Annotated in this window: 16 protein-coding genes and 1 pseudogene; 6 read left to right on the top strand and 11 right to left on the bottom strand. The window is 60.6% G+C overall.

Translation table 11 applies throughout. The features are described 5' to 3' along the window. Positions 1-117: 117 nt before the first annotated feature. The 3 genes from J3P95_RS04180 to J3P95_RS04170 are packed head-to-tail and all read right to left on the bottom strand — an operon-like array spanning position 118 to position 11488. Positions 118-543: a hypothetical protein gene (locus J3P95_RS04180; protein WP_434578578.1), complete on the bottom strand. Its 426-nt coding sequence runs from the start codon at positions 541-543 to the stop codon at positions 118-120. After that, complete coding sequence (locus tag J3P95_RS04175) at positions 530-9757, bottom strand: hemagglutinin repeat-containing protein (RefSeq protein WP_434578580.1); 9228 nt, start codon at positions 9755-9757, stop codon at positions 530-532. Before J3P95_RS04175 ends, J3P95_RS04180 begins: the two co-directional genes overlap by 14 nt. Positions 9758-9781: 24 nt before the next feature. Beyond that, the gene (locus J3P95_RS04170; RefSeq protein ID WP_434578582.1) at positions 9782-11488 is read right to left on the bottom strand and encodes a ShlB/FhaC/HecB family hemolysin secretion/activation protein; all 1707 of its coding nucleotides are present in this window, start codon (positions 11486-11488) and stop codon (positions 9782-9784) included. A gap of 452 nt (positions 11489-11940) precedes the next feature. Here J3P95_RS04170 and J3P95_RS04165 point away from each other — a divergent pair. Together J3P95_RS04165 and J3P95_RS04160 are read left to right on the top strand one after the other, a co-directional pair. Next, positions 11941-12954: pseudogene (locus tag J3P95_RS04165) on the top strand (methyl-accepting chemotaxis protein); the annotation flags it as partial. 42 nt (positions 12955-12996) lie between these two features. Then, positions 12997-13860 (top strand): methyl-accepting chemotaxis protein, encoded by an 864-nt coding sequence (locus J3P95_RS04160; RefSeq protein WP_434626627.1) that lies wholly within the window; start codon positions 12997-12999, stop codon positions 13858-13860. Between the two features lie 332 nt (positions 13861-14192). Here J3P95_RS04160 and J3P95_RS04155 read toward each other — a convergent pair whose 3' ends face one another. From J3P95_RS04155 to J3P95_RS04140, 4 genes are all read right to left on the bottom strand, one after another. Continuing rightward, positions 14193-14561, bottom strand: a complete 369-nt coding sequence (locus J3P95_RS04155) for a glyoxalase superfamily protein (RefSeq protein ID WP_434578584.1) — start codon at positions 14559-14561, stop codon at positions 14193-14195. A 142-nt stretch (positions 14562-14703) separates the two neighbouring features. Continuing rightward, complete coding sequence (locus tag J3P95_RS04150) at positions 14704-16170, bottom strand: N-acyl-D-amino-acid deacylase family protein (RefSeq protein WP_434578586.1); 1467 nt, start codon at positions 16168-16170, stop codon at positions 14704-14706. A gap of 1 nt (position 16171) precedes the next feature. Continuing rightward, on the bottom strand, positions 16172-17032 hold the full coding sequence (locus J3P95_RS04145) for a MurR/RpiR family transcriptional regulator (protein WP_434578588.1): 861 nt from the start codon (positions 17030-17032) through the stop codon (positions 16172-16174). A 24-nt stretch (positions 17033-17056) separates the two neighbouring features. Then, on the bottom strand, positions 17057-18406 hold the full coding sequence (locus J3P95_RS04140) for a gluconate:H+ symporter (protein WP_434560912.1): 1350 nt from the start codon (positions 18404-18406) through the stop codon (positions 17057-17059). A 279-nt stretch (positions 18407-18685) separates the two neighbouring features. Between J3P95_RS04140 and J3P95_RS04135 the strand changes: the two genes are divergently transcribed. After that, a complete protein-coding gene (locus J3P95_RS04135) occupies positions 18686-20131 on the top strand; it encodes a SulP family inorganic anion transporter (RefSeq protein WP_434578590.1) in 1446 nt (481 codons plus the stop codon). A 40-nt stretch (positions 20132-20171) separates the two neighbouring features. Here J3P95_RS04135 and J3P95_RS04130 read toward each other — a convergent pair whose 3' ends face one another. Together J3P95_RS04130 and J3P95_RS04125 are read right to left on the bottom strand one after the other, a co-directional pair. Then, positions 20172-21083, bottom strand: a complete 912-nt coding sequence (locus tag J3P95_RS04130) for a LysR substrate-binding domain-containing protein (protein ID WP_434560908.1) — start codon at positions 21081-21083, stop codon at positions 20172-20174. A 195-nt stretch (positions 21084-21278) separates the two neighbouring features. Beyond that, a complete protein-coding gene (locus tag J3P95_RS04125) occupies positions 21279-21869 on the bottom strand; it encodes an NAD(P)H-dependent oxidoreductase (RefSeq protein ID WP_434578592.1) in 591 nt (196 codons plus the stop codon). A 195-nt stretch (positions 21870-22064) separates the two neighbouring features. Here J3P95_RS04125 and J3P95_RS04120 point away from each other — a divergent pair, with 195 nt between their 5' ends. Further along, complete coding sequence (locus J3P95_RS04120) at positions 22065-22379, top strand: putative quinol monooxygenase (RefSeq protein WP_434560904.1); 315 nt, start codon at positions 22065-22067, stop codon at positions 22377-22379. Here the strand turns inward: J3P95_RS04120 and J3P95_RS04115 are convergent. Further along, entirely contained in the window at positions 22369-23133 is a 765-nt protein-coding gene (locus J3P95_RS04115) for a sulfite exporter TauE/SafE family protein (protein WP_434560902.1), read from the bottom strand. The two genes, J3P95_RS04120 and J3P95_RS04115, sit on opposite strands and share 11 nt — an antisense overlap. 86 nt (positions 23134-23219) lie before the next feature. Between J3P95_RS04115 and J3P95_RS04110 the strand changes: the two genes are divergently transcribed. Next, positions 23220-24101, top strand: a complete 882-nt coding sequence (locus J3P95_RS04110) for a LysR family transcriptional regulator (protein ID WP_434560900.1) — start codon at positions 23220-23222, stop codon at positions 24099-24101. Positions 24102-24198: 97 nt separating this feature from the next. Then, a complete protein-coding gene (locus J3P95_RS04105) occupies positions 24199-24543 on the top strand; it encodes a cupin domain-containing protein (RefSeq protein ID WP_003177747.1) in 345 nt (114 codons plus the stop codon). A 66-nt stretch (positions 24544-24609) separates the two neighbouring features. Here J3P95_RS04105 and mmsB read toward each other — a convergent pair whose 3' ends face one another. Further along, positions 24610-25506, bottom strand: coding sequence for a 3-hydroxyisobutyrate dehydrogenase (gene mmsB, locus J3P95_RS04100; protein WP_434560898.1), 897 nt, complete (start codon positions 25504-25506; stop codon positions 24610-24612). Positions 25507-25510: the final 4 nt, after the last annotated feature.

Below are 25510 nucleotides of genomic sequence, written 5' to 3'. Positions count from 1 at the left end.
AGACCCCTTCCCAACAATCCCAACGACCTTACCCGCCCCAGCCCCCGCAGCATTCCGACAGTCCAAAAAGGGGACAGATTTATTTAAGTGCCATTCAAGCCTGTCCCCTTTTCGTGCCTAGCTAACTTTCTTCACATGAACATATGTAACAAGACGACTGCCAGCGTCATAATGCACGGCCACTACTAGTCCATCAGTTAAAAACTCATACCCTGGACTGGTAGGAGCGACACCCGGAATACGGACAGATGGTATATCACGTACGGGCTGGCCAAATAAAGCTACTGAGTCTTCAACGGTCGCAATCCCAAAACATGCTTTCTTTGTCTCAGCAGCAGCGGGATAATACTCCCCCACCGCTTGATAATACACTCTGTAGGCTCCGACAAGCCCCTCGCTACCTGCCTGAAAGTAAACGCCACACTCTGGTAGCTTTAAAAACTCGTCACACTCAACTTTAGTGTATTCAACCAAAGGGAACAAATCTTTTAATTCCGCTAACAAACCAATTACCGAGCGACCTACATAATCATTTGGATTCATATTTAACACCCATCCCATCAAATAATTTTTTGTTCAGATCATGAACTTCTTTGCGTGTCATCTCTATTTTACTAGCTGACCAGCCTTCGCTTTTCCAGACGGGGACCCAAGTATTGATATCTGCCTCAGCTGCCTTATAAAGATCAGAGCCATCCTTTTTTATTTTCTCTTGACTATTTCTACCACCAAAAGTTCTTGAATCCGCCATATGACTACAGGTTTTCACTACAACACAGTTAGTACTGTTTCGAAGGGCTTTCAATTCGGCGTCAGTCAACTCAACGCCAAGTTGGCGTAACGCCTCCTTAACAGCTGCAAAAGAAGGGATATGGTCCGGTGTTAAGCCATCACCTACGCTACGAGGTGCCGTCGATCCATAGGTGCCCACTTCGCCTTCAGTTACTTTATCGGTAGTACCCGTACTGCCTTTTGTACTGCCCTCTTCCACCCACCCCTTCGGCCGATTATCCCCAAACTCCTTAGCCCAATCCGGATGTTTCGGATCAATATCCAGCCCGTCGCCCCCCTTCGTTATACCATCCGAAGGCCCCTTACCAACAATGCCAATGACCTTACCCGCCCCAGCCCCCGCAGCATTCCCGACAGTCCCCAACGCGATATTCAGCAGCGTCGTTGCGCCACGAACGTACACATCTCCAGACTGTTTATCCCGGTCCTGCTCGTGGCGAGTCTTGAAGAGATTATCGCTAATCTCCAGGTCAGCCTTATCTTTGTCGCTAAGTTCGCTTGCAATCGATTTCGATATTGAATCTTTTGCCGCAGCGATTTTGTCGCCAAACAGCTTGTCGACCACCACGTTGCCGGCGAGACCGACCGCCATTTTGGCGGGTCCCATGACTGCCTGAATCCCCAAGCCCAGGAGCTGCGCTTGTTCTACTGGTAGACCGTCCAAGTACGTCTGCAATCGCGCGGTTTCTTGCAGCAGCTTTCTGCCCGGCGTGTCGACCCGCACGTCTTCGACCTTCCTCCACTTTAAGGTACCATCGGTATCCCTATACCAAGCAAGAGTACGAGGCTGTTTCTCCGAATCATTTGATACACAGCCCCCCTTGGCATCGCAGCTTTCTTGCAGCGTGGCAAAGTCTGCAAATCTCTTCGCGAAGCTTTGGATAGCGGCTACATCCTCAGGCTTCAGCTCCTTGATATCCCCAGCATCCTTACCATTTCGAACCAGATTCTTCGCAACGTTCAGCGCAACTTCATCCCCCAACGCAGCCCTCGCGGAAGCAGGGACCTCATCAATTGAAACCCGCTGCGCCTGGATGTTGGTCCAGATCTGCTTGGTGGCCTGCACCGGCCCATTGACCAGCTTGAGTGCGTCCTCATACGCTTTTACGGTGCTCTCGGGGTAGCTTTTGATGCTGTTTTTCCAAGCCTGCACCGTCCCGTAAGGATCCATCACCGCGTCTACCGAGGATTTGGTGACGTACAAGTCGGTCCGAGATTCATCATCCTTGGTGATTTCGTAGGCCTTGCTTACATCCCGGTTGAGCGCAACCGTCGAATCGGCCCCGGTTTTAGCATCATTGCGCACCACAACTTCGCCGGCCCCGACAGTGGCCCGGACGGTCTGCTGACGATCCTTCTCATACTCCCAACCGCTGATGCTCCAGCCGTTTTTATCTTTCTCGCCTTTGCCAACTTGACTGCTGTCCTGAGCGCCGCCACCACCTTGGGAGTAGCTGCCACCCACGTTCAGGTAATAGCCGTGCTCCTTGTCCTTACCGGCGATGTCACTGAAGCCCAGGGTTCCAGTGTCCAGTTTGAGGTTGCCGTTATCGGCGGCGATCAGTGCACCATCCAGTTGGGTGTGATCCTCGGTGCGGATGTCGACTTTGTTTTTGCCGGTGATGCTGGTCTGCTGCTCGACCCAATGGGTTTCACCGGTGGTCTGTCCATATCCCACCGAGCCGCTGATGCCAGCCCCTGGACCAACGGTCGCGGTAACGCTGAGGTCGAACTCTTTGCCTTTGACTTCGCCTGTGTCAGGCGCCGAGGAGATATTCAGATTACCGCCGACACGGCCAACGACCTCATCGCCGCGCAGGGTGGCACCACTGATGTTGGTGTCTTGGCCACTGGTGAAGCCCAGGCGGTTGCCCGCGTAGAGGTAGGCTTCTTGCTGTCGGTTACCTTCCCGGTCGAGATTGCCCTTGCCGATGTTCACGCTGACGTAGACGCCTACGCCTTGAGAGCCGAACGTCAGGCCTGCCTCACCACCACCGTTGTGTCGATTGCTCTCACTGTCGCTGGCGTTCTGCGCCGACCGGATGTTCAACTCATTACCAGCATCGAGCGCAATATCTCGCCCAGCCTTGACCTGAGTGCCTATCAGGTTGATGTCGTGGCGGGCGTCCACATTGACATCCCTTCCAGCGGCAACCTGAGTGGCTGTCGAACTGCCGTGAACGCCATCCTCGGTGGCAACACCGTAGCTGCCGCCGACGCCTAGCTTGAAGCCTCCACTGGTGCCCCCATGAATCCCACTCCAGCTTTGGCGATCAGTGCTTTCCTGGCTGACACTTCCCTTCGCTACATCCAGCGTGACGTCGCGACCTTTGACGTTGATATCCCGCCCGGCCTTTAGCTGACCACCTTTAACCGTGACGTCGTTGCCGGCATTGAGATTCAGGTCATTGCCCGCATCGAACGTCGACGCCCGATTGGTCTGCTCAATGACCTGCTGGCTACTGGTTTGCGTGCTGTTGCCAAACTTGACGTCGACGGTCGGTCCGTTGACGAATTGGGCGACGGCATCGACGCCTTTTAGGGTACTGGACGCCTTACTGACGCCGTCCTCCCCTTTCCCTGCGCCACTGACCGCATCCTTGGTGTTGCCGTAGTTATGATTGAACGAAATGCCAAGCCCATTACGACTGGCTTCGCGCTCCTGCTCGGTCAGTTGGGTTTCACGCGCAGCATCCACGTTGATATTGCGTCCTGCCGTGAGGCCTATGTCACGGCTGGCACGCAGATCGGAACCCGTCTGGTTGATATCGCGCTGAGCGTTGATTGCAACATCTTGCCCTGCACTGATCTGGCTAGCGGCAGCGGTTTGCTGTTCCAGACGATTCTTGTTCTTGAGACTATCGGCACCTGCAAAGAAATTAATGCCATTAGCATCCGAAGAAACACCAATCCCAGCCTGCTTGTTCTTCTCCCAATCCCGCTCAGATCGGCTGTTCTGCGCCGCCAGAACATTCACATCACGCCCGGCATTCAGACTGACATTACGCCCAGCCTCGATTCCGCTGCCCACCAGGTTGATATCGCGCTCTGCCTGCAAAGTCGCATCACGATCAGCCGTCACCTGACTGCCAACGCTGGTACTGCTTTGCGCGATCCGGCCCGACTCTTTCGCCGAGGAGAACGACAGGAAGCCGCCCGAGACCGAGAGCCCGGTTTTCTTCTTGTATTGCTCGTTATGGCTGTAAGCGGTGTCATTGGCCGCGACGAGGTTGATGTCGCCGCTGTCCTTGACCAGGCCCGCACGCAGTTCCACGTCATTACCGGCGGTGGTTTCGCTGGCGCGCAAACGCAAGTCATTGCCCGCGACCAGCACCACATCGTTGCCTGCTTCCAGCTCGCTGGCCACTTGGGAGGCCGTGGTTTTCAACTCGCTTTTGCCGCTCTTGGACAAGCCGAGGAAACCCGATTTGGTTTTCTTGCTGTAGGAGCCGTGTTCTTCGATACCCGAGAGCACCGCCACATCACCGGTGGCACCCACCATCAAATCATTGCCGGCGTTCAACTGGCTGCCGATCACCGTAACGTTGCGGCCGCCATCCAGCGTGACACCGCCACTGGCGGCCTGGCTGGTATTGACCGTCAGGTCTTGCCCCGCCTCCACCACTGACGCGACGTTGGTGCTGTCATAGCTTTCCCGTTGCTCGCTTTTACTGCGGCCAAAGGATCCTTTGCTTTTCTTCGAGTAAAACTCTGCGGCTTCGTCCGTTGCAGACAACAGGCTGATGTCGCGTGTAGCGTCGAGCGCAACATTATTGGCCCCTGTCAGGCGACTGGCGACAAGACTCAGGTCTTGCCCCGCCTTCGCGCTGAGGTCCCCGCCCGATTCGACGACTGAGGATTGCTGGCGCACCAGGTCGCTGCTGCTTTTGACTTTTTTGCTCTGGGACGAGCGGTGGCTTTCGTTGGCGGCAGACGTGATCGCGATATCGCGTCCGGCTGTCAGCGCCAGGGCGCTCTGGGCGATGACGTTGCTGGCGACGACCCGCAGATCCTGCCCGGCCGTCACCTTCAGCTCCCGGCCGGCGGTAGCGCTGGAACCGTTTTGGGTGATGGTTTGGTCCCGGTGCCTGCTGCCCATTGTGTTGCTGTCCACCTGCTCGGCGGAGGTGATGTTTACATCGCGCACTGCCTGCAAGCCCATGTTATTACCGCTCTTAACCACCCCTCCCTTGTTGGCGATATCCCGTCCGGCGCCCATTGTCAGGTCATGACTGGCCTCGATCCGCGCCGCACTGTCGGCAAAGTCGCGTTGTTCGGTCTTGTAGCCGGTGCTGCTGGCATGGCGGGTGATGGTGCGTTCGTTGGTCAAATCACCGGCCACGGCAACAACACTGACATCCCGCCCAGCAATAACACCACCAGCCCGGTTGGTAAGATCCTTACCCGCCAACGCCTCAAGCCGATTCCCTGCCTCCAACAACCCGCTGTTAACCAGGCTGTCGCCAGCGCTTGCCCTCAGGTTGCTGGTCGCTCGCAGGGTGCCGGCGTTATTCAGGTTCTGGCCGGCAATCAGGCTCACGTCTGAACCCTGAATCAACGCCCCATTAGCCGCCAAACGATGGTTGGCCTGGGCCAGGTAAAGCACCGGCACCAGCACCTGTTGATTATTCACCGTCCGGTTTTCCATCCAGACGATGTCATGGGTCAGGGCCGCAACCTGTTCGGCGGTCAGGCTGACGCCCAGGGACAAGTTGAGACTGTCCTTGCTGGCGATGGCATTGTTCATCAGGTACTTGAACATGCCGTCGTCGGAGGTCTGGCCGTCGAGGAAGCGTTGGCCGGTGCGGGCGATCACGGCTTGCTGGATCAGGCGTTGTTCGTAGAAGCCGTCACCCAAACGCTTGGCGGCGACGTCGGGGTCGTAGCCCAGGTTCGTCAGCAGGTAGTCAGAGCTCATGAACTGGCGCATGTTGGTCAGCGCCGGATTGGTCTCGATCAGGTATTTTTGCGGGTTGGCCTGGAACGAGCTGTCCGGCAGGCCGCGCACTGGCGTCAGGCCCGTGCTCTGGGTTGGCGTGGCCGAGCCGTCGCCGCTCATGCGGAACAGGCCGTTTTGCCCGGTGGGCAAGTCAAAACCCGGCAAGGCCAGCGGATCGACCTGTTGCTGGGTCAGGTTCGGGGGTAGCTGCCGATTGACGCTGATGCGGGTCGAGAAGGCGTTGTCGGCCTGGGTGTCGGTGCGCGGGCCGGCACCGACGTAGTTGTAGCCGCCACGCACGACGCCGCTGTTGAGGTCGCCCTGGGTAGGAATGTCGATGGCGCCACCGGCCTGGATAATCGCGGCATAGGTTTGGCTGTCGGTGGTGGCTGTCTCAGTACGGAACTGCGGCAGCTCACGTTCGGTTCTGCCGATAAAATGGCTCATCGCCGCTTCAAGACCGCTCAGGTCATTGGCGTTGTAACCGGGGCTCTGCAACCAGTATTTGTTGGTGAAGTCATTGGCGGCGGCGCGCCAGCTACCCGGGCGGCGCGTGCGTTGGGACCTGAAGGTGCGCGAGGTTTCAATCTCGCCGGTCTCGATGCCGATGTTGTTCAGGCTGACGAGGTTGGCGGTCAGTGCGCCGCCGACGCCGATGCTGCTGCTCCGGTTGCTCAGGGTGTCGCCCTGGATATTCAGGTTGCCGCCGGTGGTGATGCTGGAGGCGGCACTGGCCGCGGTGACTCCGAACTTGTCGCGCTGGATGATCTGCCAGACGTGGTTTTGCTTGGGGCCGTCGCAATCACCTGGGACGCAGGCCACTTCCCTGATTGAGGCGGTGTAGATGCCTGCATCGTGGGTGGTCAAGACCTCGCGGACGTTGTCGATAGTGCTGGCCGCCAGGCGCATGTTGCCGTCGCTTTGCAGCGTGCCGGAGCTGTTGAGGATGCGGCTGGCACGTGTGCCGAAGCCGTCGCGATCGATGCTCAGATCACCCAGGCTGTAGATATCGGCATAGCGGTTGGTCAGGCTATTGACGCGCAGGCTGGTAGTGCCGCCGCTGAAGATCAATCCACGCTCGTTGAGCAGGTCGCCGGTCGATACACCCAGCGCCCCGGCGCTGCCAAGGGTGCCGTAGTTGTTGATCGTGGCAGCCGTGACGCTCATGTCCGCCGCCGAGGTCAGGCGACCGTAGCTGTTGAGCACGCCATCGACCACGACGGTCGTGTTGCCGCCGCCCGCGATACTGCCGTTTTGCTCCAGGTTGATCAGCGCGGCCTTGAGGCCCAAGGTGCCGAGGCTGCTCAAGCGGCCGTTGCCTGTATAGGCGCCGGTCAGTTGCAGGTCGAGCGCCCCATCGCTGCCGATCAGCCCGTCGACACGCCAGTTGCTGCCGCGGCCTTCCATGCCATTGGCGCTGAGCAATTGGCCGGTGGCGGTCTGGGTCAATTGGTTGACATGAACGACCAGGTGCCCCGCCTGGATCGCGGTGCTGTTGGTCCAGCTATCGGCCATCACGTTCAGGTTGCCGTAGGTCACCAGGCGGCCACCGGCCTGTCCCAGGTTGGCCTGGCTGATGCCGAACACGCCCAGGCCGGTGTGCAACATTTCGCCACCCACGTTCTGGACGCTGCCGGTATCAAAACCCACATCGCTACTGGCGGTTTCGAGGGTGCCGTCGCTGTTATCGAACAAGCCACCGATGTTGAAAGCTGTGGTGCTGTCTTTGCCCAGTGTGCGCAGTTGGCCTTTCTGGTTGCTCAGGCTCGCGGCAAGAATATCCAGGCTGTCCTGGCTCTCGATGATGCCGGCGTTGTTGTTCAGTGCGCCCGAAAGGTCAAAGTCGATGCGACCGGCACTGACCTGCCCGCCGCCACTGTTGTCCATGGCCCGGCCAATGACCCAGACCTTGCCCGTGGCGTACATCCCGCCGTTGCGGTTGTCGATATCCGCACCGGCATTGCTGATCACGATGTCGCCCGCTTGTGCGGCGATGCGTCCGCCGTCGTTGAACAACCCAGCCAAGGCTTTGATGTTGAGTCCTTGCGCCTGGATCGTGCCGCCCTGGCCATTCGCGTCATAGCCGTTTTTCAGCACACCGGTGGCTCGCGCCTCCAGCGCGCCCTTGACGCTGGCCAGCACGCCGCCGCGGTTGTCCAGATTAGTGGCGAATACATTCAGGTTGGCGTCCTGGGCGATGATGCTGCCGCCCTGGTTACCGATATCGCCCGTGACATCCACGGTCACCAGGCCCTTGCCTTGCAGCGTGCCTTTGGCGTTATCCAGGCTGTCGGCGTGGAGCTCGGCCTGCGCAGCACGGCTGGCGATCAGGCCTCCGTTGGCGTTGTCGACCTTGCCGGTCGCCGTAACCAGCAGCTTGCCATTGGCGGCGACGGTGCCTTTGTTGCTGTTGCCCAGGCTGTCGGTGCGCACGGTCACGAGGCCTTGGCTGGACAACTCGCCGCCCTGGTTGTTGATCGCGCCGGCGTTGGTGATGTCGAGGTTCTGGCCGGCCATGACCAGGCCGGTCAGGTTGTCCAGGCTGCCGAGGATCAGGGTCGCGCTGTTCAGGCTGGAGAGTTCGCCCGCGTTGTTGTCCAGATGGCTCAGGTTGGCAGTCAAAATGCCTTGGCTATTGATCAGGCCGCCCTGGGCGTTCAGCACTTGGTTGGCCGTCAGGTGCAGTTCGGTTTTACCGAGGATCCGGCCTTTGTTGCGGTTATCCACAACGCCGGCGGTGACCGTGGTCTTGCGCTGCCCACTGAGCGTACCGCCCTGATTGTTCAGCGCAGCGGTGGTCGAGACATTCAGGTCGCGGCTGGCAATGACGGTTTTGCCGCTGTTGTTCAGCTGTCTAGCCGAGAGGGTGACATCGCCCAAGGTATTGCGACTGTTATCGACGTTGACCCCGGCCTCGATAATGCCGTTGTTGGTCAGCGTGCCGCCGCTGTCCAGGTGAATGCTGTCACGCGCCACCAGGTTCTGCTGGCTGGTCAGGTCGCCCTGAGTCTTTGCCACCAACCGGCTACCGGCATACACCTCACCCCGGGTTTCCAGGCTTTTCGCCTGGATATCGACCGCACCGGCAGCCGCCGTCTCAGCCAGGCTCAGATGCCCATTGGCATCAAGCTGAATATCCCCGCCACTGGCAACCATCTTGCCGTCCAGCTTCACCCCGACCCCGGCCTCGGTACCCACCAGCTTGATGGCGCCTGCGTACATGCCGCCCAGCGCCGAGGAGTCGATGGCCAGTTCCGGCTTGGCGCTGCCGTCGTCGGCGCGAGCGGTGGCGTTGAGCGTGGTGGCGTTGACGTCGTTGCGACCGGCAACGATTGTCAGGTTCTTGGCCTGGATCTCGGCATTGATCTTGGCGCTGCGGGTAATGATTTCGAAGCGGTCGACGTTGTTGGCGTTAAGGCCCGCGCCTTCGATTGAGACGCTGCCTTGATCCACTTGATAGCGGTTCAGCTGGCCGTTTTCGATGATCGGCTTGCCGGTGGTCAACGTCGCCTTCGGCGTGTTGATAAAACCGCAGCCGTTGCAGGTGATGCCATACGGGTTGGCGACGATGACATGGGCCGATTTGCCCGCCACCTCGGTGTAGCCACGCAACTGGCTCGGGTTGCCGCCATTGACTTCGTTGAGGATGATTTTCGCGGCCGTGCCCTTGAGGTTCGGGTTGCCGAGGATAATCCCGCCCAGTTGCGTGGATTGGGCGGGGTTGGTGGCGTTGTTGAGGATCACGCCGTTGCTGCCGACGTTGTAATCCTTGAATCGGTTATGGGACAGGCCGCTGCCGTTGGGCTTGGCGATGTTGACCACCGGCACGCCGTTGCCGGCCTTGCCGAGACTGGTGCCCGGCGCACTGACCACGATGCCATCCGCCTGGGCCCACAGCGGTTGCCAGAACATGACGTTGATCAACAGGAACGCCAAGCCGCGCTTGGGCATGCCCCAGAAGGCGTCGCGGGTTTGCAGGGCGGTAGAAGGCTGGCGGGCCAGAAAAGCGTATTGGCGGTCGTCCATGATCAGGTCTCGTTGCAGCAAAAATTAGATGGATAAATCCAAGCGGAAGTAGATCGGCGCTTCGCGCTCGGTCAGGGCATCCGGGCGTTCCAGGGAATGGGCAAAGGTCACGCTGGCGCTCAGGTGCTCACCACGGGCGAACAACTCCAGGGAGTTGCTCGACATGCGTCCGTGCTCGCTACCGTTGTAGCGGGTGCCGCGAATAACACCCTGGTCGTAACCGAGGCTGGTGCCGTATTCGGCGAACACCGGGCGCAGCCATTCCAGCGTCACCGGACGACTCCAGCGCAGGTCGTTGCGCCAGTAGCCGCCGCTGTCACCGGCAAGCGTCTGGTCCTTGTAGCCGCGAATCGAGGAGAGCCCGCCCAAGCTCATGCGCTGCGGGCTGAACAGCGCGTCCTCGCTGCGCTGGCCGGTCATCAGGCTGCTGAAACTGAAGGACTCGCCGCCCAGCATGAAGGGCTGCAAGTAACTCAGGGTGGCGGTGTATTTGCGATAGCGCGCATCCGGCAGGCCAGGGCCCGGATCGTGGTCGCCCTGGGCGTCGAGGGCGCCGATACCGTTCTGCATGCCCAGGTCAAGGTTGACGAAGGCGTTACCGATCCGCCGGCCATGGTTGATGCCGAACTGCGCCTCACTGATGCGATTGCTGCTGTCCGTGAGCTTGCTGTCTGCGACGAAATTATTGGTGCGCAGGTACGAAAGGCCCGTATTGAGCGACGTCTTGCTCACGGCATCGCGATGGACCACTCGTTCCAGGACCAACTGGTGATTCTGGCTGTCCCCGCGCTGCTTGAAGTTGAAACCGTTGGCCTGGGCCAATGCCCGGTACTCGCTTTGGCTGTAGGTGTAGCTCAGGTTCCACCAGCCAAACGGCAGGTTGTAATAGAGCATGCCGTTGCGAGAGGTCTTGTCGTGATCGCTGATGGCATCGCGACCGCCACGCAAGGCCAGTTGATCGGCCAGGCCCAAGGGACTGTCCCAGTCCAGGGAAGCGCCCCATTGCTGTTCGCCGGTGCTTTTCTGTCCGTCGTTGTGCCGGGAAAGGCCGGCACGCCAAGGCTTCTGCGGGGTGTTTTTGACCAGCACTTCACTGCCGCCGATGTTCTGCCCCGGCGTCAACTCCATCTGGGCATTGTTGGACGGCAGACGGTTGAGTTGATCGACCATCTGCTCGATGTTCCGCAGGTTGAGCAACTCGCCGGGCTTGCCGGGAAAGCTCATCGCCAGCTCCCGTTCGGACAGGCCGCTGCCTTCGTCACCCTTCAAGCCTTCCAGGCGCCCCTCGACCACCAGCACTTGCAGGTGACCGCTGGACAGGTCCTGTTGCGGCAAGTAGGCGCGACTGGTCACCAGGCCCTTTTCGAGGTAGCGGTCGGTAATGACCTTGAGCAGTTCGTTGAGCTGCGGCACACCGAGGCATTGGCCGATATAGGGTTCAAGCAAACGCTCGCGCTCACGCTCGGACAAGGCGTCGGCGCCTTTGAGTTCGATGGTGGTTATGGGGAAGCAACGGGTATCGGCAGGCTTTGTCGGCTGGGTCGGCTTGGCTTCCTTGCCTGGCAAGTCCTTGAGTTCTTCGAGGCGCCGCCGCTGTTCTTCGAGCAAGCGATTCTGGCGTTCGCGGATCAGGTCCGTGTCGCCGGGGGTGGGCGCGGCGACGGCAGCATGCATCGCTAAAAAACACAGCGACGAAATGATAAGCCTCGTCCCTAAGGCATATACGGACATGTTCAATCCCTCGATACAAAAAGACAGCAAGCTTGCGAGCAGGCGAAAACGGATACCTACTTCGAGCACACCAGACCCTGCATATCGCCTTCGGTTCAAGAGAGCGGACATTTTCTGATCAAAAAAGAGACGTATCTCACAGGACGGGTCCGAAACTTCCTCTCTTGCGAGGATCTTTTTCGTACTGCATGACGCTGCGCCGCATGAACTTTTCTTCACCACACGGGCCCAGGCGATCCGGTACAGTCTCCTCGCTCATTCAAGAAACTAAGGTTTTAGCCCGCTCTCCCGCGGGCTTTTTTTTGCTCAAAATTTCCTCATCCAGGCAAAAAAACTTTCAGATTCAGGACACGCCGCCGATACAACCCCGTTAAACGTATTTGCTGGCTCTAAACAACAACAATCTTCCAGCCAACTGACGACAAGCAGCACAACGTTCCTGGAGGAATTTGATGAATAGCTGGTTTGGCAACATTAGCGTCAACATGAAACTGGGCCTGGGTTTTGGCCTGGTGCTGGTACTGACCTGTCTCCTGGCCCTGACCAGTTGGACCAGCCTGGGCGGTCTGATCGACCGCAGCAACTGGATGAGCGACATCACCCAACTCAACGCCGGCCTGACCAAACTTCGTGTCACCCGCCTGCAATACATGCTGGCCAACGGCGACGAAACCGTTGCGCAGACTGTGCAGACCGCCCTCGACGGTTTCGTGGCGCAACAGAATTCGCTGCTCAGCAGTTTCAAGAGCCCCGAGAACGTCAAGCTGCTCAAAGAGCAGAGCGCGACCATCAGCGCCTATCAGGTGTCGCTGAACAAAATGCGCGGCGCCTACCGCACCGGCAATAGCGCCCGCGACACCATGGGCGCGGATGCCGAGGCGGCCAACAAGCTGATCGAAGCGATCGACGCCGATGTGCAGCAAATGACCCTCAGCGATGAACGCTTCGCCCCGTTCCAGGCCATCACCCAGGCCAAGCAGGCATTCATGCTGGCCCGCTACGAAGTACGCGGCTACACCGCCAACAGCACGGCCGACACCGAACGCAAGGCCTTCGCCCAACTGGACGCCGCCATCGCTTCGCTCAAGCCGCTCAATGAACATTTCGCCAGCACTCGGCAAAATGAGCTGCGTCAGCTGGAAGCGATCCTGATCCAATACCGCAGCGCCGTGCAGGCATTCAAATCGGCCATGGCCGATGTGGTGCAGGCGCGCAAGGAAATGACCGACCAGGGCGCGACCATCGTGTCCTTGAGCGAACAGCTGTACCAGATCCAGCTCGATCGTCGCGACGTTGAAAGCGCCCAGGCCCGCACGCTGCAACTGGTCAGCACTTTGCTGGCGTTGCTGGTGGGCATCATTGCCGCGGTCATCATCACCCGCCAGATCACCCGCCCGCTGCGCGAAACCCTGGCCGTGGTCGAACGCATTGCCGGTGGCGACCTGTCGCAAAACGTCATCGTCACCCGTCGCGATGAGCTGGGTGTACTGCAACAAGGCATCGCCCGCATGGGCGTGACCCTGCGCGACCTGATCAGCGGCATCCGCGATGGCGTGACTCAGATCGCCAGCGCCGCCGAAGAGTTATCGGCGGTCACCGAGCAGACCAGCGCCGGGGTCAACAGCCAGAAAGTCGAAACCGACCAGGTGGCGACCGCCATGCATGAGATGACCGCCACGGTCCAGGAAGTCGCTCGCAACGCCGAAGAAGCCTCCCAGGCAGCAGCCGCCGCGGACGGCGAGGCCCGTGCCGGCGACCAGGTGGTCAACGAAGCCATCGCCCAGATTGAGCGTCTGGCCAGCGAAGTGGAACGTTCCACCGACGCCATGAGCGTGCTGCAACAGGAAAGCGACAAGATCGGCGCGGTGATGGACGTAATCAAAGCCGTCGCCGAACAGACCAACCTGCTGGCGCTCAACGCCGCCATCGAAGCCGCCCGCGCCGGTGAGGCCGGTCGTGGTTTCGCCGTCGTTGCCGACGAAGTCCGTGGCCTGGCCCAACGTACTCAGAAGTCCACTGAGGAAATCGAAGGCCTGGTAGCCGGCCTACAGAACGGCACCCAGCAAGTGGCCGCCGTGATGAACAACAGTCGCAACCTCACTGACAGCAGCGTCGCCCTGACGCGCAAGGCGGGTGTGTCACTGGAGAACATCACCCGCACGGTGTCGAACATCCAGTCGATGAACCAGCAGATTGCCGCCGCTGCCGAACAGCAAAGCGCCGTGGCCGAAGAAATCAGCCGCAGCATCATCAACGTGCGCGACGTGTCCGAACAGACCGCCGCCGCCAGCGAAGAAACGGCAGCGTCGAGTGTTGAACTGGCGCGGTTGGGGGGTCAGTTGCAGCAAATGGTCAGCCATTTCAGGGTTTGATTACAGAAGCGCCCGCTTCCAGCAGGAAGCGGGCGAACAGTTCACGCGCCAGCATTCGTGTGGTGTTGAATTATCGAGCGGGTAAATCCAGCTCAACTCCGCCGATGTCTCGGAACCGCCCGTGGATTCGTGTCCCCAATCCCGAAACCATATTAATAGCTTCCGGCTCTTTGTCGGGAGTTGGGCAAACGTTCCTCTTGGAACGCTCGGCATCGGTCTTCAAGTCATACGACTCTTGAGAGTCTGGGCGATGATCAATCATGCGCGCTCTCCTTCGCCTTCATATTGGGGAAACGAGACTAGCATGCCGTTGCACTGTTCGGCCCTGCCTGTTACACACTGATCGCATTGGTAAACACCAACCGATTCCCAAACGGATCGCTGATTGTCATGTCCTGGCTTCCCCAGGGCATGGCCTGGATGTGTGGACGGGCGTAGCGGTATGGCTTGTCCAGCAGTTGCTGCTGAAACGCTTCCAACTCATCGGTCTCGATCCGCAGCGCCGAGCCCGGTGTGCAGTCGCCGTGGTGCTCGGACAGGTGCAGCACGCAATCGCCACGGGAGACCTGCAAGTACAGCGGAAAGTCGTCACCAAAGCGGTGTTGCCAGTCGACGGTAAAGCCCAGGAAGTCGACATAGAACTCCAACGCCTTGGCTTCATCGAAAATCCGCAGGATTGGGGTGGTTTTACCGAAGCTCATGGGTTGCTCCCTGGCTGAAATAGACCCAGTTTAGATGGGTTGACCCCAATGCTTCGGCCTTGATTCCGGCTTCTTTAGTGTCGCAATGCCATTATTGTGGCGTCAATTAAAGCAAAATCAGCTGCTTAACCGCCTCCAATCGCTATAAAACAGCTGAAAATCCTTGGCGCAAATCACCTTCACGCGCCAGGAACCGTCCCGCCCTTTGTCCATTGGCTTGCCCATCGCGGTAACTCAGGGCGCCGTTGACCCAAACGCCATCAATGCCCTCAGCGGCCCTTTGCGGTTCGTTGAAGTCGGCAACGTCGCGAATGGTCTGGGGATTGAACAACACCAGGTCCGCCCAATGCCCTTCACGAACTTCACCACGGCCCTTCAAGCCGAAGCGCGCCGCTGAAAGCCCGGTCATTTTGTGTACGGCGGTGTGCAATGGAAAAAGCCCGATATCTCGACTGAAATGTCCGAGCACCCGTGGGAAAGCGCCCCACAAGCGCGGATGGGGAAACGGGTCTTCGGGCAGACCGTCGGAGCCGACCATGGACAACGGGTGAGCAAGGATTCGTCTTACGTCGCCTTCGTCCATGCCGTAATAAACGGCGCCGGCCGGTTGCAGGCGGCGCGCCGCTTCCATCAGCGGCACGCCCCATTCGGCGGCGATGTCCGTCAGATCCCGAGCGCTCATGTGCGGATGCGGCGTCGACCAGGTGATGGTGATGCGATGGGCATCGGTCACTTGCTTGAGGTCCAGGGTGGACGAGCTCGCCGCGTAGGGATAGCAGTCGCAACCAACGGGATGGGTTCTGGCGGCATTTTCCAGGGCGGCGAGCACCTGTGGACTACGGCCCCAGTTTCCAGCGCCGGCGCATTTGAGGTGGGAAATGATCACTGGGCTGCGTGCGTGACGGCCTATCTGGAACGCCTCGTCCATCGCTTCCAAGACCGGCTCGAACTCGCTGCGCAAGTGGGTGGTGTAGACCGCACCGAACGCGGCCAACTCTTCGGTCAGTTGCATGACTTCATCGGTGGATGCGCAAAACGCGTTGGCGTAGGCCAGGCCAGTGGATAACCCCAGCGCTCCGTCCTCCAGGCTTTCGCGCAACTGCTCACGCATGGCGGCGATTTCTCCCGCGCTGGCAGTGCGCAGCAGATCGTCCAGGTGATTACTGCGCAAGGCCGTGTGCCCGACCAGCGCCGCCACGTTGACCGCCGGAGCGGCGGCCTCCACCGCCGAACGATAATCACCGAAGCGCGGGTAGGCGAACGCGCTGGCGGTGCCAAGCAGATACATCGGGTCCGGCGGATCGCCGCGCAGCCTGACCGGCGAAGCACTGATCCCGCAATTGCCGACGATCACCGTGGTCACGCCCTGGCTGAGCTTGGGCAGCATTTGCGGCTGGCGTATCACCACCGTGTCGTCATGGGTGTGCACGTCGATGAACCCCGGCGCCAGCACACGGCCGGCGGCGTCGATTTCCTTTGTCGCCCGGGCATCGCGCAGGTCGCCGATGCGCGCAATACGACCGGCACGGATCGCCACGTCGGCGTTGTAGCCGGGCCTGTCGGTGCCATCGATCACCAAGGCGTTGCGGATAAGCGTGTCGTATTGCATGTCAGTCTCCCAGCGGCAAATCGTCATCGCCGCCGCGGTAGTCGTCCAAGGCGAGCTTGACCCGCCGCAGACGCTCTTGATTGTCTTCAGGATGGGCCAGCGCCAGTTCAGTGGCGAGCACATCGATGGCCAGCAGCATGCCGTAGCGCGCCGCCGTCGGTTTATAGATGAAAGAGGTTTCGGCGCCCTGCAGCGGCAACAGCACATCGGCCAGGCGCGCCAGGGGCGAGTCGGTGCGGGTGATGGCAAGGATCGCTGCGCCGTAGCTGCGGGCCAGCTCGACCGCACCCAACAATTCCGGGGTGATACCGGTCAATGAACAGGCAATGACCAGATGCTGGTCGCTCAACGAAGTGGCCGTGATGCGCATCATCACCGGGTCGTGGCACGCGGCGATCGGATAGCCGAAACGCACCAGCCGCACCTGCAATTCTTCGCTGCACAACGCCGACCAGCCACCGAGCCCGAACGCGTGAATCATCCGCGCCTTGCCGATCATCCGCACCGCGTCGCCGAACCGTGACTCCTCGAACGCGGACAAGTGCTGGCGCAGGGTCGACTCGATATCGCCGACGATCTGTCCATAAAACGCCGATTGCTCGGGGGCGCCGGCGGGGTCGAGGAAACGGCTGCCAACGCCGCTGGCCTGGGCCAGCTGCAGGCGCAGATCGCGCAAGTCGCGACAGCCAACGGTGCGGGCAAAGCGCGACAGCGTGGCGCTGCTGACGTCGGCGCGCTGGGCCAGTTCATCCAGACTGGCGGAAGCGGCAAAGCCGACGTCGTCGAGCATCAGCCGGGCGATTCGTCCTTCCCCGGCGCTGAAGGAATCCTGACGGGAGCGGATCTGATAAAGGATGTCCATGACGGCACCTCTGTTGGGGCGCGCTCAGAGCACGCGCGCAAGCCCGAGGGTCAGGCCGAACGCGACCAGGGAAATCAGCGTTTCGAGCACGGTCCAGGTCTTGAAGGTTTGGGTGACGGTCATATTGAAGTATTCCTTGATCAGCCAGAAGCCGCCGTCGTTGACGTGGGAAAAGATAACCGACCCGGCGCCGGTCGCCAGCACCAGCAACTCGGGATGGGGATAACCCAGGCCGATCGCCACGGGGGCGACGATCCCCGAAGCCGTGGTCATTGCCACCGTGGCCGAGCCCGTGGCGACGCGCATCAATGCGGCGAACAACCAGCCCATGACCAGCGGTGACAATTGGAACTCCTGGGCCAGGCCAACGATTTGCTGGGTCACCCCGGCGTCCACCAGGATCCGGTTCAAACCACCGCCCGCGCCGACGAGCAAGGTGATGCTGGCCGTCGGCGCCAGGCATTCGTTGGTGAATTTGAGGATCGATTCGCGGTTGAAGCCCTGGGCCAGGCCCAGGGTCCAGAAGCTTAGGATCGTCGCCAGCAGCAAGGCGATCACCGAGTTGCCGATGAACAGCAAAAATTGGTTGAAGCCGCTGCCTGGTGTGGAGATCAGGTTGGCCCAGCCGCCGATCAGCATCAGGACCACCGGCAGCAAAATGGTGCCCAGGGTCAGACCAAAACCTGGCAGCTTGGCTCGGGGTTCGCGCTCAAGGAATTGCCGCTCCAGCGGGTTATCCGCCGGCAGTTGGATACGTGGCACGATGAATTTGGCGTACAGGGGACCGGCGATGATCGCGGTGGGGATGCCGATCAGGATCGCGTACAGCAAGGTCTGCCCCACCGAGGCCTGGAACGCCTGCACCGCCAGCATCGCCGCCGGATGCGGCGGCACCAGCGCATGAACCACCGAGAGCCCGGCGACCATCGGCAGCCCCACCATGAGGATCGACACACCGACACGCCGGGCAATGGTGAAGGCAATGGGCACCAGCAGCACGAAGCCGACCTCGAAAAATAACGGCAAGCCCACCAGGAACGCGATGCAGACCATTGCCCAGTGAGCGTTACGCTCGCCGAAGCGCTCGATCAGCGTCTGCGCCATCCGCTCCGCCCCGCCGGACTCGGCCATCATCTTGCCGAGCATCGTACCCAACGCGACCACCAGCGCGATGTGCCCCAACGTTTTGCCCACTCCCGCCTCGTAGGCGCCGACGACGCTGGACGGCGGCATCCCGGCCAAGAGCGCCAGGCCGATGGAAACCAGGGTAATCACGATGAAGGGATTGAGCCGGTAGCGGGCGATCAGGACGATCAACGCAATGATCGCGATAGCCGCGTAGACCAACAGCCAATAAGCGAAAGCAGGTGCCATGCGTTGCTCCTCGAATGGGGTCACGTCGATGTGTTGTGAAACTCATAAATCATTTCGACGACGATTCTTCAAACCCACTGAAAGTAATTTTCGTACGCAGACAAGAAATGTCGCTGACGGATATCGCGACGCGGCGTGGATGAAAATTCCCCACAAGACTTTCATCGCCCTTCGCCGTAGATGGCTGGCCGCCCGCCCCACAATTCCGTACCATCGCCGCCTGTTTTTCCGCACTACTCCCGGCAGTCGACTCTCAACCGACGCCCAGTCAGGTAAACCATGAAACCAGCTCGCCTTCGCGCCGACGTCCTTGCCGGCCTCACCACTTCTTTCGCCTTGCTGCCCGAATGCATCGCCTTCGCCTTGGTGGCTCACCTCAACCCGCTGATGGGGCTGTATGGCGCGTTTATGATTTGCACACTGACCGCCCTGTTCGGCGGACGGCCCGGCATGGTGTCGGGCGCAGCGGGGTCGATGGCTGTGGTGATCGTCGCGCTGGTGGTGCAACACGGCGCGCAATACCTGCTGGCCACGATCCTGTTGGGCGGGCTGATCATGATGGCGTTCGGACTGTTGCGATTGGGCAAGCTGGTGCGCATGGTCCCACACCCGGTAATGCTCGGGTTCGTCAACGGCCTCGCCATCGTCATCGCCCTGGCCCAACTGGAGCATTTCAAAAGTGACGGAAGTTGGCTGAGCGGCGCGGCGCTGTATTTGATGACCGGCCTCGTGGCGCTGACGATGGCTATCGTCTACGTGCTACCGCGCCTGACCCGTAGCGTGCCGCCGGCCCTGGTGGCGATCCTCGGCGTTGGTCTGGCGGTCTACTTGCTCGGCCTGCCGACTCGCACCCTGGGCGACATGGCGCACATCGCCGGCGGCTTGCCGGTCTTTGCCTTGCCGGACACTCCCTGGAACCTGGAAACCCTGCTAATCATCGCGCCCTATGCGCTGGTGATGGCGATGGTCGGCTTGCTGGAGACCTTGTTGACCTTGAACCTGACCGACGAAATCACTCAAAGCCGTGGCTACCCGGACCGTGAGTGCGTGGCGTTGGGTGCGGCAAACCTGGCGTCCGGCCTGTTCGGTGGGATGGGCGGTTGCGCGATGATCGGCCAGACCGTGATCAACCTCAGCTCTGGCGGTCGCGGCCGGTTATCCGGCGTGGTGGCTGGGGTAATGGTATTGCTGTTCGTGTTGTTCCTGTCGCCATTGATCGAGCGCATTCCGTTGGCCGCGCTGGTGGGGGTGATGTTCGTGGTGTCGCAACAGACCTTCGCCTGGGCCTCGTTGCGGGTGATCAACAAAGTGCCGAAGAATGATGTGCTGGTGATCGTTGCGGTCACCACCATCACCGTGTTCACCGACCTGGCGATGGCCGTACTGTGCGGAATCATCATTGCGGCGCTCAACTTCGCCTGGCAACAGGCTCGGGAGCTGTACGCCGATACGCATCTGGAAGCCGACGGCAGCAAGCTCTACCGCTTGCACGGCACGCTGTTCTTCGCCTCGACGACGCCGTTCCTCAACCAGTTCGATCCGGCCAACGACCCGGAGCTGGTGACGCTGGATTGCCGTCATCTGAGCTTCGTCGATTACTCGGCCATCGCCGCGCTGAAGACCTTGCGTGAGCGCTACAGCAAAGCTGGCAAGCACTTGCGGGTATTTCATCTGTCGGAGCGTTGCAAGCAGATGCTCAAGCGCGCGGGTGTGCATCACGACTGAGTTCAACACCTGGTTGGTTGATTGACCTGGACGTCACGAATCAGCCGTGGAATTCTCGCGAAGCGTACCCGGCGAGCTTGCCTTGGATGAAATCCAGGAAGCACTGGATCCGCAATGCCAGTTGGGAGTTGCGGTAATACACCGCGTTGATCGGCTGGCGGTAGCCGCTGTTGGCATCGGCCAGCAATACCTTGAGACGGCCGGCGCTGATGTCGTCGCGGGTCATGAAATCCGACAAGCAGGCGATGCCCTGCCCTTGCAGCGCCAGGTGACGCACCGTCTCGCCGCTGGACGCGCTGATGGCCGGCTGGATTGCCCAGCGATCCCCATGAATGTGGCGCAGCGGCCACTGGTTGAGGCCGTCGTTCTGGGCGAAACCCAGCAGCGAATGCTCGGCCAGCTCGGCGACGCTGGTAGCTGTACCGTGCCGCTTGAGGTACGCCGGGCTGGCCAGGATGTGCAACGGACTGCAGCCCAGCGACCGCGCGTGCAACGTCGAGTCGGTGAGGGTGCCGATACGGATGGCGATATCGGTGCTTTGTTCCAGCAGGTCGATGATCAGGTCGTTGCTGTTGAGTTCGAGCTGGATGTCCGGGTAGAGCGTGCGGAACTCTTCGATGTGCGGAACGATGGCGTGCAGCATGAACGGCGAGGCAGCATTGATCCGCAAGCGCCCGGCGGGGTTCTTCTGACGGGACGACAAGCGCTCCTCCAGCTCGTCCATCTGATCGAGAATGCCCTTGGCCTGCTCGAAGAAATACTTTCCCTCTTCGGTCAGGTCCATGCGGCGCGTGGTGCGATTGATCAATGTGGTATCGAGCTTGGCTTCCAGGCGCGACAACGTGCGGCTGACCGCCGACGGCGTCTGTCCGACCTGCTCGGCGGCGGCGGAAATCGACCCGCATTCGATCACGCAGACAAATATCTGCAACTCGTCGGATCTGGCTTTCACAGACGCCCTCTCGTTGGAATGCACATCCAGTGTGAAGGATGCTTTTGTGGCGAGGGAGCTTGCTCCCGCTGGGCTGCGTAGCAGCCCTAAAAAGGCGGCCGCTGCGCGCCCGAGCGGGAGCAAGCTCCCTCGCCACAGAAGCCCCCTCGCCTTGGGTGCGGGATTGCTTTCGGGTAAGTTCCGATACTAGCCGGATTAACGCGAAAGGCCGAACACCTCAATCAAATGCCGCTCATACCGCGCCACATCCTCTTCGATGTTCGGACGCTTCATCACGTCCACGCACAGGAACGTCGGCAGGCCGGTCATGCCGAGGAATTGGTTGGCTTTGTGAAAGGCGAAATACACGGCGTCCACGCCCTTGGCTTCGAAGAAATCAGTCGGGTCGTCGAAAGCTTGTTGTGGGGCGTTCCAAGTCAGCGACAGCATGTATTGCTTACCCTGCACGAGGCCGCCGCTGCCGTATTTCTGCGATGCATCGGAACGGGTGCGGCCGTCGCTGGCATAGAGGCTGCCGTGGCCTTCGGTGAACACTTCGTCGATGTATTTCTTCACGGTCCACGGCGCGCCCATCCACCAGCCAGGCATTTGGTAGATGATCACGTCGGCCCAGAGAAACTTGGCGACCTCTTCCTTCACGTCGTAGCCGCCGTCGATGAAGGTGGTCTTCACGTCGAAACCGCCGCGGTCCAATACGCTGACCGCCGTGTCGTGAAGGGTGGCGTTGTAGCGACCGTCGGAGTGGGCAAATTGTTTACCACCATTGAGCAGCAGGACTTTTTTCATAGTGCCTCATCAGGTCCCATGACGTGCGCCGTGGAGCGGGCAGCGAAGGGACGGTTGAAAATGATGGCGGCAGAGTACCGGGGAGTGACGCGAGGAATAAGCACTGCGGGAGCAAAACTCATTTGACCAATACGCAAGAATAAGCCTCCGATTGTTGCCGTAGAATCCGTACAAACGTTAATTTCAGGACCTACGATGGACCAGCTGCACGGCTTTATCCTGTACGCCAAGACCCGCCCCGAAAAATCCGAAGCCTTCGAAGCGCTGTTTCGCGCCTACGTAGAACCGAGTCGCGCCGAGACCGGCTGCATCGAATACCACATGTTGCGCGACCAGCAGGACCCGACGTTGTTCATCTTCTATGAGATCTGGGCGTCCCAGGCTGACCTGGAGATGCATTCGAACCTGCCGCATATGAAGCAGTTTTTTGAGCAACGCATGGACTACCTGGAACGCGACTTCGATATCCGCCGCGTCGACATGCTCAGTCCATCCTCGGCTAGCCGCTGATCAACAGATGGCCGCCAAGCACGCCGAGGCCGATGAAAAAGACCCGCTTGAACAGTACGGCGCTGATCCGCTGGCGCAGCCATTGCCCCAGCCACATCCCCAACAACGCCGGCGCCAACGCCAGCAGCGAAGCGCTCAACTCGCCGCCGCCCAAGGCGCCACGCCATAGCAGGCCGGTCGCCAAGGCCAGTGTCGAGACGGTGAATGACAGGCCGAGGGCTTGCACCAGCTCATCCTTGCTCAGGCCCAACGCTTGCAGGTACGGCACCGCCGGAATGACGAACACGCCAGTCGCCGAGGTGATCACACCGGTCAGCAGGCCGCAGAGCGGAGCGAGCCAGTATTCACTGCTGGCGTTGACCCGCAGCGTCGGCAATAACAGCCCACTCAATGCATACAATACCAGCGCGGCACCGAGCGCCCGCACCGCCCAAGCGCCGCCCACCATGCCGATCCACAGCGTGCCGAGACCGGTGCCGATAAAAATCGCCAGCAGCAGCGGCCATAACCGCCGGATAAGCGCTCGCAGATGCCCGCCAGATGCCAATTGCCAAACGTTGGTCAGCGTTGCCGGAATGATCAGCAACGCCGCAGCCTGCGTCGGCGCCATAGCCAGCCCGAGCAAACCCATGGAGATGGTCGGCAGGCCCAGGCCGATAACGCCCTTGATCGTGCCAGCCAGAAAAAAGGTGCCAATGACCAATAGGGACAGCACCGGACCGAGGTTTTGATAAAACGCGATAAGTGTATTCATGGGCGTATCCTGCGCCGCGAGCGTTTGCTTGAAAATCCGTCATATACTCAGGCAGCCTCTCTTCCTGCAAGAGGCTGGAGTTTTCCATGCACTTCGACCTCATTGACTTGCGGCTCTACCTGAACATCCTCGAGACCGGCAATATCACCGCCGGCGCCGCCAACAGCCATTTATCCCTGGCGGCGGCGAGCGCGCGGGTCCGCGCGATGGAGGCGTCCCTGGGCATCGACTTGCTCGAACGCGGGCGGCGCGGCGTCACCCCGACGCCGGCGGGCAAAGCCTTGGCCCAGCATGCCCGGGTGCTGCTGCAACACGTCGAGCATCTGCAGCAGGACTTGGGCGAATACGCCAAGGGCGTCAAAGGGCGGGTGCGGCTGTTGTGCAACACCAGCGCCATGACCGAATACCTGCCGGAGTTGCTGGCGGGTTTCCTCAAGGCCCATGCGAACCTCGACATCGATCAACAGGAGTTGCCCAGCGCCCGAATCACTCATGCACTGCGCCAAGGCGCGGCGGACCTGGGTATCGTTTCCGACGCGGTGGATACCAGCGGCCTTCAGACCTGGCCTTTTCGCGACGATCCACTGGTCTTGATCCTACCGGCCGGACACCCTTTGGCTGACGGCCGCACGCCAAGTTTCAGCGAAACCCTTAGCCACGATTATGTAGGCCTGAACGCATCAAGCGCCTTGGCAATCCATCTGGAGGAGCAGGCATTGCACATCGGCTCACGCATGCAGATCCGCATTCGCGCCGACGGTTTCGACGGGGTGATTCGCATGGTGGCCCATGGCGCGGGTATTGCCGTCGTGCCGAAGGCTGCGATCGAGCGCCGCCCGCGCCAGCCTTCGTATCATTGCGTCGCGCTGCAGGAAGACTGGGCCCACCGGGCGCTGTTGTTATGCGCACGGAACTTCGAACGCTTACCCGCGTATGCCAAGGCCCTGGCCAGGCATTTGGCCGAGTGATGCGCGCTTCTGGACAACCCGGTGTCGAGCACAGGCATTTGCCCGGTTTCTCTGCGCGCTAGGGTGCAGGTTCTTTCCTGCCCCTTTCGGAGCTCACATGACCGCCCCCATCACCGTCCTGCGCGACACCCATCCGCTGCCCGTACTCGATGCCTGCAAATGGGAAAAACTCGAAGGCGACCCGCATACCGTCAACCTCAACGCCTACACCAGCGAAGACGGCAGCAAGATCATGGGCACCTGGATCTGCACACCTGGCAAATGGCGCGTGGATTACGTGAAGTGGGAATACTGCCATTTCCAGGAAGGCTACTGCGTGATTACCCCGGACGGGATGGCGCCGATTCACCTGCGCGCCGGTGACATTTTTGTCGTTGAGCCAGGCATGAAAGGCACTTGGGAAGTGGTCGAGACCGTGCGCAAATACTTCGTGTTTGCCTGAAACAAAAAAACGAGAGACCACCTGTGGCGAGGGAGCCCGCGCCCTCGCCACAAAAGCCTCCCGATATCAATGATCCTGTTGCGGCTTGCGATAGCTGTTCACAATCGCCGAAAAATCCTTCCCGCCCTCGCCCCGTTGGCTCATCGCCTGATACAACTGCTGCGCCACCGCGCCGAGTATCACCGGCTGACGCGCCTGCCGCGCGGCCTCGGTGGCCAGGCCCAGGTCCTTGAGCATCAGGTCGGCACCGAAACCGCCGGTGTAACCTCGCGCCGCCGGAGCCGTCTCGATCACACCGGGCCATGGGTTATAGGTGTCCGAGCTCCAGCAACGCCCCGTCGAGCTGTTGATGATGCCGGCCAGCACTTGCGTGTCGATCCCCAAGGCATCACCGAGCGCCATGGCTTCGCTGACGCCGACCATGGAAATCCCAAGCAGCAGGTTGTTGCAGATCTTGGCGATCTGCCCGGTGCCGACCTCGCCGCAGTGCACAATGTTGCGGCCCATTTGCGCCAGCACAGGCTGCAAGGTCGCGAACAACTCCGGCGTAGCGCCCACCATGAAGGTCAGGGTGCCTGCCGCTGCGCCGCCGGTGCCGCCCGAGACAGGCGCATCGGCCATGGCCACGCCTTGCCCGGCAGCGGCAGCCGCTACGTCGCGGGCGGTTTGTGGGTCGATGGTGCTGCAATCCACCGCCGGCGTGCCGGCGGCGATGCCAGCGAGCACGCCGTCTTCACCGAGCCAGACACTGCGCACATGAGCGGCAGCCGGCAGCATGGTAATGACCAGTGCCGCGCCTTGCGCCGCATCACGAGGCGAGGCGCTGATGGTGCCGCCCAACGCCGCGAGCTCGGCCAGCACGCTCTGGTTCAGGTCGAACAGATTCAGCGAATGGCCGGCCTTGAGCAGGTTGCGCGCCATCGGCGCGCCCATGTTGCCCAAGCCGATAAATGCGATATTCATGTCC

The sequence above is a fragment of the Pseudomonas sp. Z5-35 genome (assembly GCF_051131945.1).
GTDB lineage: Bacteria > Pseudomonadota > Gammaproteobacteria > Pseudomonadales > Pseudomonadaceae > Aquipseudomonas > Aquipseudomonas marvdashtae.
The sequence above is the reverse complement of the archived record's forward strand: the minus strand, read 5'-3'. Positions and strand labels throughout refer to the sequence as shown.

Coding starts and splice junctions, on each gene's coding strand:
- J3P95_RS04170 (WP_434578582.1), bottom strand. CDS start 11,488: ATGTCCGTATATGCCTTAGGGACGAGGCTTATCATTTCGTCGCTGTGT.
- J3P95_RS04105 (WP_003177747.1), top strand. CDS start 24,199: ATGACCGCCCCCATCACCGTCCTGCGCGACACCCATCCGCTGCCCGTA.
- J3P95_RS04140 (WP_434560912.1), bottom strand. CDS start 18,406: ATGGCACCTGCTTTCGCTTATTGGCTGTTGGTCTACGCGGCTATCGCG.
- J3P95_RS04160 (WP_434626627.1), top strand. CDS start 12,997: ATGGGCGTGACCCTGCGCGACCTGATCAGCGGCATCCGCGATGGCGTG.
- J3P95_RS04135 (WP_434578590.1), top strand. CDS start 18,686: ATGAAACCAGCTCGCCTTCGCGCCGACGTCCTTGCCGGCCTCACCACT.
- J3P95_RS04125 (WP_434578592.1), bottom strand. CDS start 21,869: ATGAAAAAAGTCCTGCTGCTCAATGGTGGTAAACAATTTGCCCACTCC.
- J3P95_RS04120 (WP_434560904.1), top strand. CDS start 22,065: ATGGACCAGCTGCACGGCTTTATCCTGTACGCCAAGACCCGCCCCGAA.
- J3P95_RS04180 (WP_434578578.1), bottom strand. CDS start 543: ATGAATCCAAATGATTATGTAGGTCGCTCGGTAATTGGTTTGTTAGCG.
- J3P95_RS04155 (WP_434578584.1), bottom strand. CDS start 14,561: ATGAGCTTCGGTAAAACCACCCCAATCCTGCGGATTTTCGATGAAGCC.
- J3P95_RS04115 (WP_434560902.1), bottom strand. CDS start 23,133: ATGAATACACTTATCGCGTTTTATCAAAACCTCGGTCCGGTGCTGTCC.
- J3P95_RS04150 (WP_434578586.1), bottom strand. CDS start 16,170: ATGCAATACGACACGCTTATCCGCAACGCCTTGGTGATCGATGGCACC.
- J3P95_RS04110 (WP_434560900.1), top strand. CDS start 23,220: ATGCACTTCGACCTCATTGACTTGCGGCTCTACCTGAACATCCTCGAG.
- mmsB (WP_434560898.1), bottom strand. CDS start 25,506: ATGAATATCGCATTTATCGGCTTGGGCAACATGGGCGCGCCGATGGCG.
- J3P95_RS04175 (WP_434578580.1), bottom strand. CDS start 9,757: ATGGACGACCGCCAATACGCTTTTCTGGCCCGCCAGCCTTCTACCGCC.
- J3P95_RS04145 (WP_434578588.1), bottom strand. CDS start 17,032: ATGGACATCCTTTATCAGATCCGCTCCCGTCAGGATTCCTTCAGCGCC.